Below are 14,885 nucleotides of genomic sequence, written 5' to 3'. Positions count from 1 at the left end.
GAGCCTCGTGTACCGCTCCAATCTTTTTATATCCTTAAAGTTTCTGTATTAAAAATCACAAATAAAATTATAATTTAAAGTCTCTCTTATCTATTTTATTGCATATGTAATACTCAGCATTGAAGTTTTGGTTGTTAGAAGCTATCGCTTCTTGCGTGAGCTCTGCGCCTACAATAAAGGTATTGTACTTTGAAGTTATGAGGTATGAGTGAGGTAGGAGGAGTCAATAATTTAAAACCTGAAGCTTTTATTAAAGCCGCTCCCCCTGAATCGTTGCTATAATACGCCTAGCGCCACCAGAGTTGCGATGTTCACCTAAGTAAATACCTTGCCATGTACCTAGTGCTAAATACCCATTAGAAATAGGAATAGTTAACTCACAGCCCAATGTGCTGGTTTTAATATGTGCGGGCATGTCGTCATCGCCTTCATAATCATGGCGGTAATAAGGCTGGCATTCAGGAACGAATTTATTGAAATGGCTTTCCATATCCATACGCACCGTAGGATCGGCATTTTCGTTTATAGTAAGGCTAGCGGAGGTATGTTGGATGAATAAGTGTAACAAGCCTACTGTGTAAGTAGTAAGTTCAGGGAGTTGAGACAATATTTCGTCGTCAATTAGATGAAAACCCCGCGAGCGAGGTTTTAATACTATGACCTTTTGTTGCCAACTCATAGCTTATCGAAACTAACTTCAATATTTGCATTACCAGCATCGCTAGTGAATGGCATGATGATTTTTTTACCTTGGCTTTTATGGGTAATTGTATGCCCTTTCCCTGATACGACAATAGGTGTTGCCATATCAAAATCAAAGCCTTTTTCACCTAATAAATTTTTAGCGCCACCGGTAACCATATTAGTAATTTCGCCGACCATATCGGTTACTTCTTCATCAATTGAATCAGGGCGTTCGCCTAGCATGCGTTCCATAATAGTTAATGCAAGCTCTTCATCAAAGGTAATTGAAAATGAACCTTTAGTTTGTGGGCCTACCATGCCAATAAGGCCAGACACATCACCACAGGCTATTTCATCTGTTTTGATACGTGGCTTACCTGGCTTTAATTGAGTTTGAGCCATGGTACTTAATACATTTATCAAAGAAGATAAAAAAGGATTGATGAACTCTACATTCATATTGCTTACTCTTAAATTGATACTATGAAAATGACTATAATTATATTAAGTATAGCCAATATGGGTAACTTTGAGGGCTAGGATGTCCTACAAGAATCACATTTTCCATGTGCTTCGATAGTTTGTCCTGAAACAACAAATCCACCCTCAGCCGCTAAGTTATTAAGCTCATGCGAAATAACGGTAGAGTGTAACTCTTTTACAAAACCACAAGTATCGCAAATTAATAACTGTACGGGATGAATATGATCAAAATGATGACACAGCATAAATGCATTTGTGCTTTCAATTTTATGAATAAAGCCTAGTTCGGCCAAAAAATCTAAGGCGCGATATATAGTGGCGGGTTTAGCACCTGACTCAGTTACTTTTAATTGTTCAAGTAAGTCATAGGCCCCCACGCCACCTTGGGCACTAGCGAGTAAGCGAAATACTTTCTCACGAATGGGTGTGAAACGTGCGCCACGGTTATCACATACTTGTTTTGCTTTACCTACGAGTGATTCTATATTCATCATTCTCTTATCCTTACGCTACCGTGATATACTAACATACTGTGTTGTAGTTGCAGCGTTTTTATTAGACGCTTTTTATCTAGGAAACCCAGTAATGCATGAATTATTAGCTATATTTATCTTCTTTTTTGCGGTGATAGACCCCATTGGCACTGTGCCTGTATTTATTGCAGTTACTCGCGGTGAAGATGAAAAATTTAAGCGCAAAGTAATATTTAAAGCCGTAGGTGTATCTGCCATCGTGCTTTTATTTTTTGTTGTAGCGGGTGAGCAACTACTTAATGCCATAGAAATTCCGCTTTCAGCATTTCAAATTGCTGGCGGCATAGTATTACTTATTTTTGCACTTTCAATGATATTTGGTGAAAGCAAACCAGAAACAGAAATAAAAAGTGTTCGAGATAGCACTGAGACCGCCATTTTCCCACTGGCTATTCCTTCTATAGCAAGCCCTGGTGCTATGTTGGGGGCCGTGTTGATGACTCGTAACGAAGAGCATACATGGGTTGAGCAGCTAATAACATCATCAACGATGTTAGCGGTGTTGGCTATTGTCCTAATTTTATTGCTCTTAGCTACGCATGTGCATAAATTAATTGGTGACAGTGGTGCAAGTATAATAAGTAGAATAATGGGGCTTATTTTGAGTTCAGTTGCGGTAACAAATATTTTAAGCGGTATTGCTCATTACTTTGGTTTGCAAGTATTTACTTAAAATCGTTGCGATTTTAGGAGACCATAACATTATATTTACTAACTTGAATTTGGAATAATTAATCACACGTAATGATATTTATGACTGGAAAATATTGGGTTTGCGGGTAATCGGCCTGCTGCTTATATGCAAATTACTCTTGCTGCTATTATATGAGTTTTAAATGTAAGTCTCTGATTTTAAATTGTATTGTTGTTTTTTAATGCTGTATGGCTGTGTTTTTAGAGCGATATAATACTAAACGCAACCCCTTACTATATCGTTACAGTCTTAAATTGCTCACTCGTAGCGTTGTGTAAATTAAAATAGGTATTTTTTATAGTACCAATCCTCATAAAAGTTTTAGCCTAGGAGCAGTTTATCTTTTGAGATTTAATTTTATCTGTGTGTTTGTTTTTCAGGCAAAACAGAGTCTATGTCGTGTGATTATTTCCCATAAATAGGCGATAATGCAGTAGAAATATGCGCCGCCCTAATGGGGCTTTTTAGGGATGATTAACCTTCATGTTACTTACATTGATGAAGTTAAGTAGGCGCGAGCTAGGCATAGAAGCTTTACTCGGTTTTTACTTACTCTTACAGGGATGCAAGCCATTAGAGTTACGCAGGAGCAGTTACCGAAACCACTTGATTACAAACCTCGCGCCGCGATTTAATCGCCCCTAGATTGAACAAATTTCTATTCACAAAGATCAACACGGCCTAGCTACAGTGCAATTTAATTATTGTTAATAGACCTCAAATCTAAGCCGATTGGTGTAAGTAAAATAGTATTGTTTTTATTTTTTAACTGATTTTATAAAAAATTTTACTAAGTAAATAATCCTGCCTATATTTATTAACAATACCACCCTCCATGTAGAATAAATGTTTTTCTTAATTGTTTATTAGTTATTACATTTTTGGCTTTGTTGTAAGGAATACTAACGTTGATGTGATGCTGGAGGGTTTGTTTGTTTGTTTGTTTCCTTATTTACAAGAGAAGATTATGAAAAATAAAGTTCTAAAATTTACAGCGTGTTTTTTTATATTTTTGACTCCTGCTGTTCAAGCGGGTGACGAGGTGAAACATATACCAGGCGTTTTTATTGGCACTACACATTTTGACAGTGAAAGTGAGTTTACGTTTGGTGTTGAGTATGAATATAAGTTTACTCAAAATTGGGGAGCTGGAGTGGTATTTGAGCGTACAAATGATGCACATCATGGAGATGGAACGGCGGTTGCTTTGGCTTCGCTCTATTATCACCCGACTAAAAATGTTCGTTTAGGTGTTGGTTATGGTGAAGAGCGTATAGGCGGAGCTCACCCCCATAATGAAGATTTATACCGCATTAGCTCTGCTTATGATTTTCATGTCGGTGATTTTGGTATAGCACCAACGATAGCTGTCGATTTTATTGATGATGAAGAAGCAGTAGTTGTCGGTTTAGCTATTACTCGACCTTTTTAAGTTTTTACTTTGTAACAGTAAAGTTAGGTTTAAGCCTAAAATATGAAGGGGTCTAAAATGTTAAATAAGTTATCTATTACAAGTAAAATATACTGCCTAGGAATATCACAAATATTATTAATGGTGGTAATTGGGATTATATCTTTAACACAAATGAACAAAATTGGTATAGAGCTGGTTGATATAGCTGAGCGAGATATTCCGCTCAGCAACATGCTTACTGCAATGTCTGAGCACAAATTAGAACAAACGATATTTTTTCAGCGAGCTTTATTACACGCAAGTTTAGAACCAGGTAAAGCCAATGAAGAAATCGAGAATAAACTCACGTCATTAACGCAAAAAATTCAAAGTGAATTTAATAAGTCAGAAAAATTTGTCACCGATTCTATTGATTATTTGCACAGTGAAGAGGCAAAAGCGAGTTTTACTTCGCTAGCGAGTGACCTGAAGCTTTTAAATAAAGAATACCAAAGTATTTCTCTGAATATTAATGACATTATTGAGGCCACTAAAACGCAATCCGTTGGCAGCTTGGATGATAAAATAAAGTTAATAGAAGTCGCAGAAGATAAATTTGAAGAAAAACTTATAGCTTTACTCTCTCAGATCCAGCAGTTTACTTTAAACTCAGCTTTGCAAGCTGAAAATGATGAAAAGCAAGGTATTAACCTTATTCTTTATATATTTATCTTCTCCGTTATTGTGGGTGTTGTTTTATCATATATGATTAGCAGGGCAATCGCTTTGCCTGTGAATATGCTAAAAAATAGATTAGTTGAAATAGCTGATGGCGATGGCGATTTAACGTTAAAGCTTGATGAAAGCGCCGGCGATGAAACTGGCGATACAGCAAGAGCGTTCAACAAATTTTTATCAATGCTAAGAGAAACAATAAATGAAGCTAATATACATTTATCGCAATTAGACGACTCATCAAAGTTTGCCGTAACTGTTATGCAGGAAACGGTAGTTAATGTTGAAAAGCAAAGAGCTGAAACCGAAATGGTTTCAACAGCAGTAGAAGAAATGAACTGTACAACTTTAGAAGTTGCGAGTAATACCCAGAATGCTTCTGATGTAACAGAAGCAGTCAAAGAGCGTGTATTAAAGGGCAAGGCAGAAGCTTCTGAGGCAAAAGTTGTTATTCAGCGTTTAGCTAAAGAAATAGATGAAGCAAGTACCGTAATTGAGTGCCTTGTTACAGAAACAAATAATATCGGCAGCGTTTTAGATACAATACAGAGTATTGCCGAACAAACCAATTTACTCGCTTTAAATGCTGCAATAGAAGCCGCTCGTGCTGGTGATACTGGTAGAGGTTTTGCTGTTGTAGCGGACGAAGTCAGGGCACTTGCTCAACGAACACAGGTCTCAACTGTTGATATACAAGGGCTGGTTACTCGCTTACAAAGTGAGGCGAAAAATGCGGTTGTTAGTATGAATAAAGGGATTAGTAGTGCTGACGAATGCCTTAAAAAAAGTACTGAAACGTCAGAAATATTTGCTAACTCAGCCATTGCTGTTAATGAGATTACGGACCTAAACTTACAGATTGCTACCGCAGCAGAAGAGCAGTCTGCTGTTGTAAGCGAAATAAATCAAAATTTAATTAATATTACTGATATTGCAATAGAAACATCTACAGGAGCAAAAAATACGTCAGAAGCAAATGAAAGTATCGCCCGATATATTGCTAATTTAAGAGTTAATTTGAATAAATTTAAAGTTTAAATTATGTTTTTATATAGAAGCAATGGAAGTGTGGCAATTCGGTAACATCATTACTAATTTAAAGATGTATATTTCTTTGATAATTAATGATTTTATGGGTTATGTAATTGTCTTGGGGCAGTGGTATTAGTTTAATGACTGTCGTGTACACAAATTAATGATATTTGCGTAAATTTATTAGTAGAGCCATATGGTTTATTTTAAGCTCGGCTACACCGATTGTCTTTTAAATGGTGTAGCTCATTATTTTAGTTTTTAGGTGTTTGCTTTGCATTGATGCCTGCTAGGCTTTTGTGTAAAATACAGCGCCTTTTAAGCTGTGCTTAATAACTTAATACCCTGAGGTTTGCTTTGAATAAATGTACTTTGGATAGACGCTTTTCTGTAGCCCCAATGCTTGATTGGACTGATCGTCATTGTCGTACTTTTCATCGCAAAATGACTAAACACACTGTGCTTTATACCGAAATGATAACCACAGGGGCTATCTTATTTGGTCGAGGCGATTACTTACATTTTAATAAACACGAAGGCCCAGTTGCGCTGCAACTTGGTGGCTCTGATCCTAAAGCGCTTGCGCAATGTGCAAAGCTAGCAGGTGAGCGTGGCTATGACGAAATAAATTTAAATGTAGGGTGCCCGTCAGACAGAGTTCAAAATGGCCGATTTGGCGCATGTTTAATGGCTGAACCTCAATTAGTTGCTGAGTGTGTTGCAGCAATGAAAAACGAAGTAAGCATCCCTGTTACCGTTAAAACACGTATTGGTATTGATGAGCAAGATTCGTATGAGTTTTTGTGTGCGCTTATTGAGGCGTCGCATAAAGTAGGGTGTGATGATTTTATTATTCATGCTCGTAAAGCATGGCTCAATGGTTTAAGTCCAAAAGAAAATCGTGAAGTTCCACCGCTTGATTACCCACGTGTTTACCAACTTAAAAAAGATTATCCGCAGCTAGACTTAAGCCTAAATGGCGGTGTTAAAACAATTGAGCAGAGCCTAGAACATTTACAACATATTGATGGTGTAATGATTGGGCGTGAAGCTTACAGTAACCCATTTATGCTCAATGACGTTGATGAGAAAATTTATGGTGATACTGCAAACACGCAATCACGCCACGATGTAGTACGCTCAATGTACAGCTATATTGAAGAAGAAATGCGTTTGGGTGCTAATTTTTGGCATATTGCACGTCACATGCTCGGTATTTTTCAGGGGCAGCCTGGTGCGCGAGGTTTTAGACGCCACCTTTCTGAAAGTGGTCACGGTAAGCAAGCCGATTTATCAGTAATGGATAAAGCATTAAGCTTTGTACCCGAATAAAACTAAGCTTTAAAAATTCTAAATTTAAGCCACTTTCAAGTGGCTTTTTTGATCCTAAAAATTAGTCAAAAGCATAATTTATTGGCTAATTACACTCTATGCTATTCAGCTTAAAGTCACTAAAAATTTAATTGTTTATTAATTATATTGTTGATATTAGGCTGTTTTTCATTGTTTTTATGAACTTGGCACAACTCTTGGAATCTTCTTGTTGAAATTAATTAAAAATCAACAGGAGAATACCATGGGAATATTTAACCGCGTAAATGATGTAATTCAATCAAACATTGTCGCCATGCTTGATAAAGCTGAAGACCCTGAAAAACTTTTAAACCTAATGCTTACCGAGATGCAAGATGCATTGAATGAGTGTCGTAGTACAGCAGCCGCTTTATTGTGTGAAGAGAAAGTAATTAATCGCCAAATTGATACTAAAAAAACAGAATTAGCAGCTTGGCAAATTAAAGCAGAACGTGCGGTTGAGAAGGGCAGTGATGACCTTGCTAAATCAGCCTTACTTGAGAAGCAACGCGTTAACGAAAGCATTGAAAATAAGCAAAATCAACTAGAAACATTGCAAGAGTCTATTGCAAAAATTAAGGTTGATTGTGAACGCTTGCAGCAAAAAATGGCTATGGCTAAAACAAAGCAAGCTCAGTTAATGCAACGTCATCATGTTGTTATTGCTAGAGAGCGAATTAATACGCAATTACAAAGTGATAAAGTTGCCCATACGTTGTCTCGTTTTGAACAAATAGAGCAGCGTGTTGAAGGCATTGAAGCTCAAGTAGAGGCTTATGAGCTGACTGATACAGCAAGCTCTACCAGTGCCCAAATTGAGTCGTTAGTTAAAAATGAAAAAATTGATGCTGAACTGGCTCGCTTAAAAGCGAACTTAAATACTAATTTAAAACACACTGCTTAGGAGATTGCTATGAACAGCTTTAATCGTCAACGAGGTTGGTATAAAGATACTTTGAATAAAAAAATATCGGGTGTTTGTAGTGGTTTAGCACATAGATTGGACTTTCCAGTATGGGCAACCCGCCTAGTTACTATTTTATTATTTTTGAGTTTTCCGTTTGCAATTACACTTGGTTATTTTATAGCGCATTGCTGCCTTGAAAATAAAGAGTATTAATACTAAGAGGCATAAATATTTGAACAATTTAACGAATTAAATCACTCTATAGCGTTGTTGAATTTTTTATTTAGAACAACTAGATATAAAAACTTTTGCCTAGTTATAGCGCAATTTTCTTATCGTTAAATAGACCCATATATAAGCCGGTTGGTATAAGGAGAATTACTATGAAAGCTTTGGCAGTATGTGTATTTATCTATTTATTACTGTTTACTGATTTAATAGCGTTTGTGCATGTTGATTCTTGGCAGTTACCATTATGGATTGCTGATATTAGCTGGGCAGGGCTCGAGCTTGTAGGTGCTTTGGCCGCAATTGTTGCTGTGGTTGCGGTAGTGGCCTTAATTACTATGGGATTAGTTGGAGCGGGTGTTGTAGCATTAGCTGGGACTGTTTTAGCGTTTTTATTCGGATCAATAATGATTGCATGGCCGTTACTATTTGTTGCAGTGTTGTGTTGGCTTGTTGCTGATAACAAAAAAGTAGCCTCTTAATCCTTAATTTGACTGACTATTATGGGTTAACTATGTTAAATTTAGCCTGTAATTTAATGTTTTCACTAGGGATGAAATGATGACAAAGCAGTTTTTTTCGATGGCTTCAGCGTTAATGTTAGGTTTATTTACGTCATCATTGGCGGCGCATTCAGGGCATGAGCATGGTTCTGATGTGGCTGTACTCGAAGTAACTAACGCGCAAGTAAGGGAGTTTTTACCTGCCAGTACTGCAACTGTAGGCTATTTAACGCTTATTAATCACAGTGGAACAAACGCCACTTTAACTAAGGCAACAATTGATGGCTTAGGGCGTGTGGAAATACACGAGCATTCACATGTAGACGGCATGATGAAAATGCAACAAGTTGAATCGGTTGTAATTAAAGCGCATGAAAGTGTTAGCTTCCAACCAGGCGGTTATCATTTAATGGCATTTGAACCATTAGAGCCATTAAAAGTAGGGCAAGAACGTAAACTCACGCTATATTTTAGTGACGGTAACCGCTTGTTTACTAATGCTCAAGTGGTGTCGCTTGAAACGCAAGCTAAGCAGTCAAAACCATCTACTCAACACGCTCATCATTAGGAGTACACATGTCGCAACATAAAGGGAAAATAGCAGGAACAATTGTTTTACTGCTTATCATATTTTACGCAATTGCTGTTTATTGGAGTACTGAACCGGCACGTTTTGATGTTGTCGCTAATGCAAAAGAGCAAGCGCAGTTACGTAATGAAAAAATAGTTACAGGTTATACAACAACGGCAACGCTTATTGAGGTAGCGAGTACGATACTAAATAAACCGGGTGGTTATTTATCGAATGATGTTATACCGCCAAGTATTATTATGGATGACATGCCTGCGTGGGAATATGGTGCGTTAGAAATGACGCGTGATTTAGCGCTTTCTATGCGAAAAGATTTTAGCCGTTCGCAATCGCAATCAACAGAGCATGAAGCACTTAAAAAAGCACAGCCACAGTTTAATATAAGCTCTGAAGCGTGGGCATGGCCAAGCGCGGAGGGAGAGTATCAAAAAGGAATTGATTATCTAGTCGTTTATCGTACACAAATAGCGAATCAGCACGAACGTGATAGCCAATTTTATGCGCGAGCTGATAATCTACGTAGTTGGTTAAAAGAAGCGGAAAAGCGCTTAGGTAGCTTAAGCCAACGTTTAAGTGCCAGTGTCGGCCAAGAAAAAGTGAATACTGATTTAGCTGGAAATTCGTCAAATAAACAAGCGACTCTTGCACCATTACAACAGCAAGTCAGAACACCTTGGCTAAAAATTGATGATGTTTTTTATGAATCTCGTGGCGCAACTTGGGCGTTGTTACACTTTTTACAAGCGGTAGAGTATGACTTTGCAGATGTACTTGAGAAGAAAAATGCCCGTGTTAGTGTGCAACAAATAATACGTGAACTTGAGGCAACCCAAGAAACGGTGTGGAGCCCAATAATTTTAAATGGGAATGGTTTTGGCTATGTGGCTAATCATTCCTTAGTTATGGCAAATTATATTTCTAGAGCCAATGCGGCTTTAATCGAACTTAGCGAACTACTAGCTCAAGGATAAAAAATGAAAAAGTATTGTTTAGCAGCAGCCCTTTCAATGGCATGTTTAGCACCTGCAGCACACGCTGACACTTTATTAGGTTTATATGTAGGGGTTGATGGCTGGAAATCAGATAATGATGGTCAGTTTTCTTATAAAAATAATGCATCTCAAGATTTCAATTTTGAAGATGAAACATTTATAAGTTATTACGCAGCCCTTGAGCACCCAGTACCGTTAGTACCTAATATTAAATTAAAGTATACCGAACTTGAACTAAACGGTTCTGCAGTTTTAACTGATACATTTAGCTTTAATGGTTCAGACTATGTGGTTGGTACGACAGTTAATTCAATTAGCGATCTAACACACATTGATTATATTCTGTATTACGAAATTTTTGATAACGATTTAATCTCTATTGATTTAGGTTTGAATGCGAAACAGTTTGATGGTGAGGTTGCTGTAACGGGTACTACTCAAAGTGGCAACACTAACTTTACTGAAACCGTTGATTTTTCAGGTTTTGTACCACTTGCTTATGGTCGTGCAGAAGCCGGCCTGCCATTTACTGGTTTAAGTGTGTTTTTTGAAGGTAGCTTTTTGGCTATAGACGATAGTAAAGTACAAGATTACCAAGTGGGTATTGCGTGGGAATTTATTGATAACCTAGCGATTGATGTTGCAGTTAAAGCTGGATATCGCTCCATGGTATTAGAACTTGATGATGTAGATAATATTACTACAGATATCGATGCATCTGGCCCATTTGCAGGTATTCAGATTCACTTTTAATTACTCACTTGATAACTAGTTGAGTGATTTTATAGCGTGGTTTACTACTTAGTAGCATGCCACGCTAAATCAAATTCTACTTCTAATGCACTATTTATTAATTGTTTATACACTTTATTTACTGGAACGTTTATTAGTTTAGATAGCTCATCACCCGTTTGAGTGAATTTGTAATAACTCAGTACTAAATCATTGCTTTTTGCTTTTAACGTTACTTTTTGAGAAAAAAATGAAAGCGTAAGTTCTTGCCCTGATTTTAACACGGCTGATTCAATTTCTTTTCGATACAATAAGTTAAGATCCATTAAAGTTAAAATGTCAGGAAAGCTGATACCTGTTTTTCCTAAATTTAGAGATACTTTATTGCCTTTGCGTAGTAAATCAAAAATCGATGGTTTTTTATAAAATCCGAGTAAAATAAAGTGACTGTCGTCTTTTTCGTTATAGCTACTTAGTGATACACATTTTTGTAATGCATCGGCTTCGCGCTGAGTCATGTGCTTAAGTGTTTGCAGGCTCTTAATTGAAAATGTTCCAGGATTGAGAGTTTCGCCTGTAAGTATTTTTGCCCATAATGTTTGCATTGATTCGTTTGAGGTGTCTTCACAGAGCCCAATAAAGTGCTCTACCCAATCCGCATCAGGTTGTTTGCTACTTGCTACATCGGGACAAAACGCCATTGCCATCGCTAAGATTGTTTCAATATTTTGCTGTTGCTTAATAAGTAGTAAATCTTGTCGCTTTTGAGCGCGAGCTAAAACTGAATTATCGCTACTAATATGGTACAGCGGTTTTATTTTCCCCTGTGGGTTATAGTTTTTTTCATCGTTTGAGAGTGCACCATTACTTCCTACCTTGGTTATAGAGTAACCAAGTAATGATTCTATGATGTTTGCGAGATTAATTCTTGCTTGTGCTGTTTTGACTGTCATGACTTTCCATTACATTTTGTATATCACTTAGTTGAGCAACTGTTTTTAAATTATTTAGCCCTAATGCAATTGTATTATTGAGCACATATTCGCTAAATATAGCCATGTAACCAGAAACAAGTATTGTCGTTGCTTGCCCTTCAATATGGCACTCTACATTTACACTGTTGTTACTATTAGTTGTAAACGTCAATGTGCCTTGTACGATATGTTCATTATTTAATAAGGTATTAAATACCATCTTACGATCATTTAATGCAGTAATTGTCATCTCACCATGCCCCCATTTACTGATCCATGATTGATGAGCTCCAATACCAGCACTTGGTTCACTAACTGCAAATTTAATGGATGGATCGACTTGTTGCCAAGGAGACCATTTATGCCATTCATCAAAATCGGTTGTTAATGATTTGATAGTACGAATACTTGCATTCACTTCGATAGTCTTATTGACGCTATAGTTTTGAGGAAGCATTAAGCCAATAATAATAATAGTGAGTAACAAAATTAAGAGACATTTTAACAGTGTTTTTAATAATTTAATAATTAGGCCTTAACTGAATTATTTACTTAAAATATAACAACTTTCCATTAGTAGACTATAGTATGAGTAGAGTTGTAAACCAAAATCTAAATCTAAAGCTGTAAACTTAGAAGTTCAAACAATCTAATCCTAACTAAGGTGTTAACGAGAATGTTGAGCTGTTGTTTTTACTAAGTTATTGTTTTTAAGTTGGTTGTTTTTTTGCTTGTTATTAATAGGAGCATGAATGTCATCAGAATCGAGCGGTTTTTTATTTTTAAAAGAAGACCATGATGAAGTCATCTCAGAGCCTTCTGATTGTTGGGATATTTTAATCGTCGATGACGATCCTGCTATTCATTCTGTAACTAAATTAGCTCTCTCTGGGTTGGAATACAAAGGAGCTGGATTTCGATTTCATGATGCTTATTCTGGTGCTGAAGCTATTGCTATATTATCTCAAAAAAACTCAATCTCAGTCATTTTTTTAGATGTGATAATGGAAACTGATGATGCAGGTTTACAGGTTGTAAGGCGGGTCCGTGAGGAGCTTAATAACCAACATGTTAGGATTATTTTACGTACGGGGCAAGCCGGTAGTATACCTGAAGAAAAAGTAACTCGTGAATATGACATCAATGATTATAAAACAAAAACGGAATTAACACGTTCTAAGCTCGTCACCTCTTTAATTACCGCAATTCGCTCATATGAACAAATTGGCCAATTAGAGTACCAGCATAAAGCAATGGACTCTATTTTATCGGCTTCGAAGTCTATTTTAGGACAGACCGACATAAAAGTACTGTGCAGAAGAATTATAAAGCACTTAAGTGTTATTTTACAGTGTCCGGATAAAGGCTTAATTTGCAGCAAACTAGATGGTAATAATTACATTCAAGTCTTGGGTGGTTGCACGCGCTATGAAACATACTTTGGAGAAAATTTAGCTGAGGTTGATAGTCGGATATACAATGAAGTAGAAGCGTCTTTTAGTCAAAAAAAACATCAATATACAGATACTAGCGCTACATTTGTTTTAAGAAGTAAGCACAGAAAAGCAGCCATTTATATTGAATGCGACGAAGTGATAACGCGTACTCAATTGCAATTTGCAGAAATATTTTTTGCAAATGTAAGCATTGCTTTAGATAACGTTAGGCTATTTGTTAAGTTGAGAGATGCGGCTTACAGAGACGTACTGACAGGTATTTCCAATCGAACTAATTTTATTGAGCGAATAGAGCGCTATCAAAAGCCACAAAAAAATGACTACCTTCTTGTTTTACTTGATGTAATGAATTTTTCGGATGTTAATAATGGTTTAGGGCAAGAGGTTGGTAATAAGTTATTAATTGCTATTGTTGAGCGTTTAAAGGAAATTTATCCAACAGCTAAATTACTATCACGTATTGGGGCTGATGTATTTGGTTTTGTTATCCTTAAAAATGAATTTAATATTACAGACTTTAACGAAAAACTTAGTATTTCATTTTGTGCTGCAGAGCATATATTACCGGTGGGGTTTAAAATTGGTTTATGTCAACAGCAAGATTTTCAAAGTACAGGTATTGAAACCCTCAAAGTAGCTTATATTGCGCTTAATCAAGCTAAAAAGAATAAACATAAAGAAGGTGTTTATTACTGCGTTGATATGGAGGACGCCATTGCATGGCGACTCGGTATTATTAGGCAACTAAGGCATGATTTTGCTAGAAATAAACTAGAGGTGTGGTATCAGCCTCAATTGGCGTTTAATGATCTATCATTAATTGGCTGTGAGGCGCTTTTGCGCTGGCCTTTAGAAAATGGCACTTATATTTCACCTGCTGTATTTATTCCCTTAGCTGAAGATGCAGGGCTAATAGTTGATATAGGACAATGGGTATTAGAGCAAGCATGCCAGCAACAAAAACGATTGGAAAGTGCCGGCGCAGATATTTGCATTGCAGTAAATGTATCTGTTCCACAATTTAAAGTAAAAGGGTATGCACAAACCGTTAAAAATACATTATTAAAATATGGTGTGCAGCCAAAAAATATAGAGTTGGAAGTAACTGAAAGTGTGGTTATGGATGAGTTAGAAACTGTCATTAATACACTCCAAGAACTCAAAAAATTAGGTGTTGAGGTGGCTATTGATGATTTTGGTACAGGCTTTTCATCTTTAAGTTATATCCAGAGTTTACCAATTGATAGATTAAAAATAGATAGGGCGTTTATTAAAGGTTTACCAAATGATGACACAGGTGCAATAGCTGCTTTGGTTATATCACTTGGTGCTAAGTTGGGTTTAAAAACGATTGCAGAAGGAGTAGAAACGCAGGAACAAGCTAAATTTTTGAAAGATTTAGGGTGCGATGAGGTGCAAGGGTTTATGTATGCCAAGCCGATGCCTGAGCACGAATTAATTGAGTTTATTAATAAGCAAAATAATTAAAGTTAAATTATGATTTTACAGCTAAAGCCACATCACACATTGTAATGTTGTATATATAAACAATGCTATAAGGTATAATTCGCGCCTTTTGTTATTCTACGGCTA

16 protein-coding genes are annotated in these 14,885 nt (G+C 36.6%); 11 read left to right on the top strand and 5 right to left on the bottom strand.

Going from position 1 to position 14,885, the window contains the following annotated elements; all coding sequences use genetic code 11:
• Positions 1-250 precede the first annotated feature (250 nt).
• The 3 genes from DC53_RS10980 to DC53_RS10990 all read right to left on the bottom strand — a co-directional run bounded on the left by DC53_RS10980 (position 251) and on the right by DC53_RS10990 (position 1,658).
• Positions 251-679: a secondary thiamine-phosphate synthase enzyme YjbQ gene (locus DC53_RS10980; protein WP_008135799.1), complete on the bottom strand. Its 429-nt coding sequence runs from the start codon at positions 677-679 to the stop codon at positions 251-253.
• Entirely contained in the window at positions 676-1,143 is a 468-nt protein-coding gene (locus tag DC53_RS10985) for a chemotaxis protein CheX (protein ID WP_007378744.1), read from the bottom strand. Before DC53_RS10985 ends, DC53_RS10980 begins: the two co-directional genes overlap by 4 nt.
• A 77-nt stretch (positions 1,144-1,220) precedes the next feature.
• Positions 1,221-1,658 carry a transcriptional repressor gene (locus DC53_RS10990; protein WP_033015589.1) on the bottom strand — a complete coding sequence of 146 codons (438 nt, stop codon included), beginning with the start codon at positions 1,656-1,658 and terminating at the stop codon, positions 1,221-1,223.
• 94 nt (positions 1,659-1,752) lie between these two features.
• Here DC53_RS10990 and DC53_RS10995 point away from each other — a divergent pair, with 94 nt between their 5' ends.
• The 10 genes from DC53_RS10995 to DC53_RS11040 all read left to right on the top strand — a co-directional run bounded on the left by DC53_RS10995 (position 1,753) and on the right by DC53_RS11040 (position 10,882).
• Positions 1,753-2,373: a MarC family protein gene (locus tag DC53_RS10995; RefSeq protein ID WP_007378742.1), complete on the top strand. Its 621-nt coding sequence runs from the start codon at positions 1,753-1,755 to the stop codon at positions 2,371-2,373.
• A gap of 988 nt (positions 2,374-3,361) precedes the next feature.
• Positions 3,362-3,826 carry a hypothetical protein gene (locus DC53_RS11000; RefSeq protein ID WP_033029560.1) on the top strand — a complete coding sequence of 155 codons (465 nt, stop codon included), beginning with the start codon at positions 3,362-3,364 and terminating at the stop codon, positions 3,824-3,826.
• 57 nt (positions 3,827-3,883) lie between these two features.
• Positions 3,884-5,560: a methyl-accepting chemotaxis protein gene (locus tag DC53_RS11005; RefSeq protein WP_239462839.1), complete on the top strand. Its 1,677-nt coding sequence runs from the start codon at positions 3,884-3,886 to the stop codon at positions 5,558-5,560.
• Between the two features lie 393 nt (positions 5,561-5,953).
• Positions 5,954-6,886, top strand: coding sequence for a tRNA dihydrouridine(20/20a) synthase DusA (gene dusA, locus DC53_RS11010; RefSeq protein ID WP_033029558.1), 933 nt, complete (start codon positions 5,954-5,956; stop codon positions 6,884-6,886).
• Positions 6,887-7,130: 244 nt separating this feature from the next.
• The gene (locus DC53_RS11015; protein ID WP_033029556.1) at positions 7,131-7,811 is read left to right on the top strand and encodes a PspA/IM30 family protein; all 681 of its coding nucleotides are present in this window, start codon (positions 7,131-7,133) and stop codon (positions 7,809-7,811) included.
• Positions 7,812-7,820: 9 nt separating this feature from the next.
• Positions 7,821-8,027, top strand: coding sequence for a PspC domain-containing protein (locus DC53_RS11020; RefSeq protein WP_033029554.1), 207 nt, complete (start codon positions 7,821-7,823; stop codon positions 8,025-8,027).
• 170 nt (positions 8,028-8,197) lie between these two features.
• A complete protein-coding gene (locus tag DC53_RS11025) occupies positions 8,198-8,524 on the top strand; it encodes a hypothetical protein (RefSeq protein WP_007378285.1) in 327 nt (108 codons plus the stop codon).
• A 79-nt stretch (positions 8,525-8,603) separates the two neighbouring features.
• Positions 8,604-9,113, top strand: coding sequence for a copper chaperone PCu(A)C (locus DC53_RS11030; protein WP_007378286.1), 510 nt, complete (start codon positions 8,604-8,606; stop codon positions 9,111-9,113).
• A gap of 8 nt (positions 9,114-9,121) precedes the next feature.
• Complete coding sequence (locus DC53_RS11035; protein WP_007378287.1) at positions 9,122-10,108, top strand: DUF2333 family protein; 987 nt, start codon at positions 9,122-9,124, stop codon at positions 10,106-10,108.
• Positions 10,109-10,111: 3 nt separating this feature from the next.
• On the top strand, positions 10,112-10,882 hold the full coding sequence (locus DC53_RS11040; RefSeq protein ID WP_007378288.1) for a TIGR04219 family outer membrane beta-barrel protein: 771 nt from the start codon (positions 10,112-10,114) through the stop codon (positions 10,880-10,882).
• 44 nt (positions 10,883-10,926) lie between these two features.
• Here DC53_RS11040 and DC53_RS11045 read toward each other — a convergent pair whose 3' ends face one another.
• Both DC53_RS11045 and DC53_RS11050 read right to left on the bottom strand, forming a co-directional pair.
• Positions 10,927-11,814 carry a TIGR03899 family protein gene (locus DC53_RS11045; RefSeq protein ID WP_007378289.1) on the bottom strand — a complete coding sequence of 296 codons (888 nt, stop codon included), beginning with the start codon at positions 11,812-11,814 and terminating at the stop codon, positions 10,927-10,929.
• Positions 11,783-12,322 carry an SRPBCC family protein gene (locus DC53_RS11050; protein ID WP_081824556.1) on the bottom strand — a complete coding sequence of 180 codons (540 nt, stop codon included), beginning with the start codon at positions 12,320-12,322 and terminating at the stop codon, positions 11,783-11,785. Before DC53_RS11050 ends, DC53_RS11045 begins: the two co-directional genes overlap by 32 nt.
• Before the next feature lie 265 nt (positions 12,323-12,587).
• On the opposite strand from DC53_RS11050, the gene DC53_RS11055 reads away from it, so the two are divergent.
• A complete protein-coding gene (locus tag DC53_RS11055; RefSeq protein WP_033029552.1) occupies positions 12,588-14,780 on the top strand; it encodes a GGDEF/EAL domain-containing response regulator in 2,193 nt (730 codons plus the stop codon).
• Positions 14,781-14,885 lie beyond the last annotated feature (105 nt).

It is taken from the genome of Pseudoalteromonas fuliginea (assembly GCF_000690055.1).
Classification (GTDB): domain Bacteria; phylum Pseudomonadota; class Gammaproteobacteria; order Enterobacterales; family Alteromonadaceae; genus Pseudoalteromonas; species Pseudoalteromonas fuliginea.
Note: the sequence above shows the minus strand (reverse complement) of the source record. Positions and strands in the feature narration are given on the sequence as shown.

Bases quoted from the DNA above. Each gene is read 5' to 3' on its own strand.
- DC53_RS10980 (WP_008135799.1), bottom strand. From the start codon at position 679: ATGAGTTGGCAACAAAAGGTCATAGTATTAAAACCTCGCTCGCGGGGT.
- DC53_RS10985 (WP_007378744.1), bottom strand. From the start codon at position 1,143: ATGAATGTAGAGTTCATCAATCCTTTTTTATCTTCTTTGATAAATGTA.
- DC53_RS10990 (WP_033015589.1), bottom strand. From the start codon at position 1,658: ATGAATATAGAATCACTCGTAGGTAAAGCAAAACAAGTATGTGATAAC.
- DC53_RS10995 (WP_007378742.1), top strand. From the start codon at position 1,753: ATGCATGAATTATTAGCTATATTTATCTTCTTTTTTGCGGTGATAGAC.
- DC53_RS11000 (WP_033029560.1), top strand. From the start codon at position 3,362: ATGAAAAATAAAGTTCTAAAATTTACAGCGTGTTTTTTTATATTTTTG.
- DC53_RS11005 (WP_239462839.1), top strand. From the start codon at position 3,884: ATGTTAAATAAGTTATCTATTACAAGTAAAATATACTGCCTAGGAATA.
- dusA (WP_033029558.1), top strand. From the start codon at position 5,954: ATGCTTGATTGGACTGATCGTCATTGTCGTACTTTTCATCGCAAAATG.
- DC53_RS11015 (WP_033029556.1), top strand. From the start codon at position 7,131: ATGGGAATATTTAACCGCGTAAATGATGTAATTCAATCAAACATTGTC.
- DC53_RS11020 (WP_033029554.1), top strand. From the start codon at position 7,821: ATGAACAGCTTTAATCGTCAACGAGGTTGGTATAAAGATACTTTGAAT.
- DC53_RS11025 (WP_007378285.1), top strand. From the start codon at position 8,198: ATGAAAGCTTTGGCAGTATGTGTATTTATCTATTTATTACTGTTTACT.
- DC53_RS11030 (WP_007378286.1), top strand. From the start codon at position 8,604: ATGACAAAGCAGTTTTTTTCGATGGCTTCAGCGTTAATGTTAGGTTTA.
- DC53_RS11035 (WP_007378287.1), top strand. From the start codon at position 9,122: ATGTCGCAACATAAAGGGAAAATAGCAGGAACAATTGTTTTACTGCTT.
- DC53_RS11040 (WP_007378288.1), top strand. From the start codon at position 10,112: ATGAAAAAGTATTGTTTAGCAGCAGCCCTTTCAATGGCATGTTTAGCA.
- DC53_RS11045 (WP_007378289.1), bottom strand. From the start codon at position 11,814: ATGACAGTCAAAACAGCACAAGCAAGAATTAATCTCGCAAACATCATA.
- DC53_RS11055 (WP_033029552.1), top strand. From the start codon at position 12,588: ATGTCATCAGAATCGAGCGGTTTTTTATTTTTAAAAGAAGACCATGAT.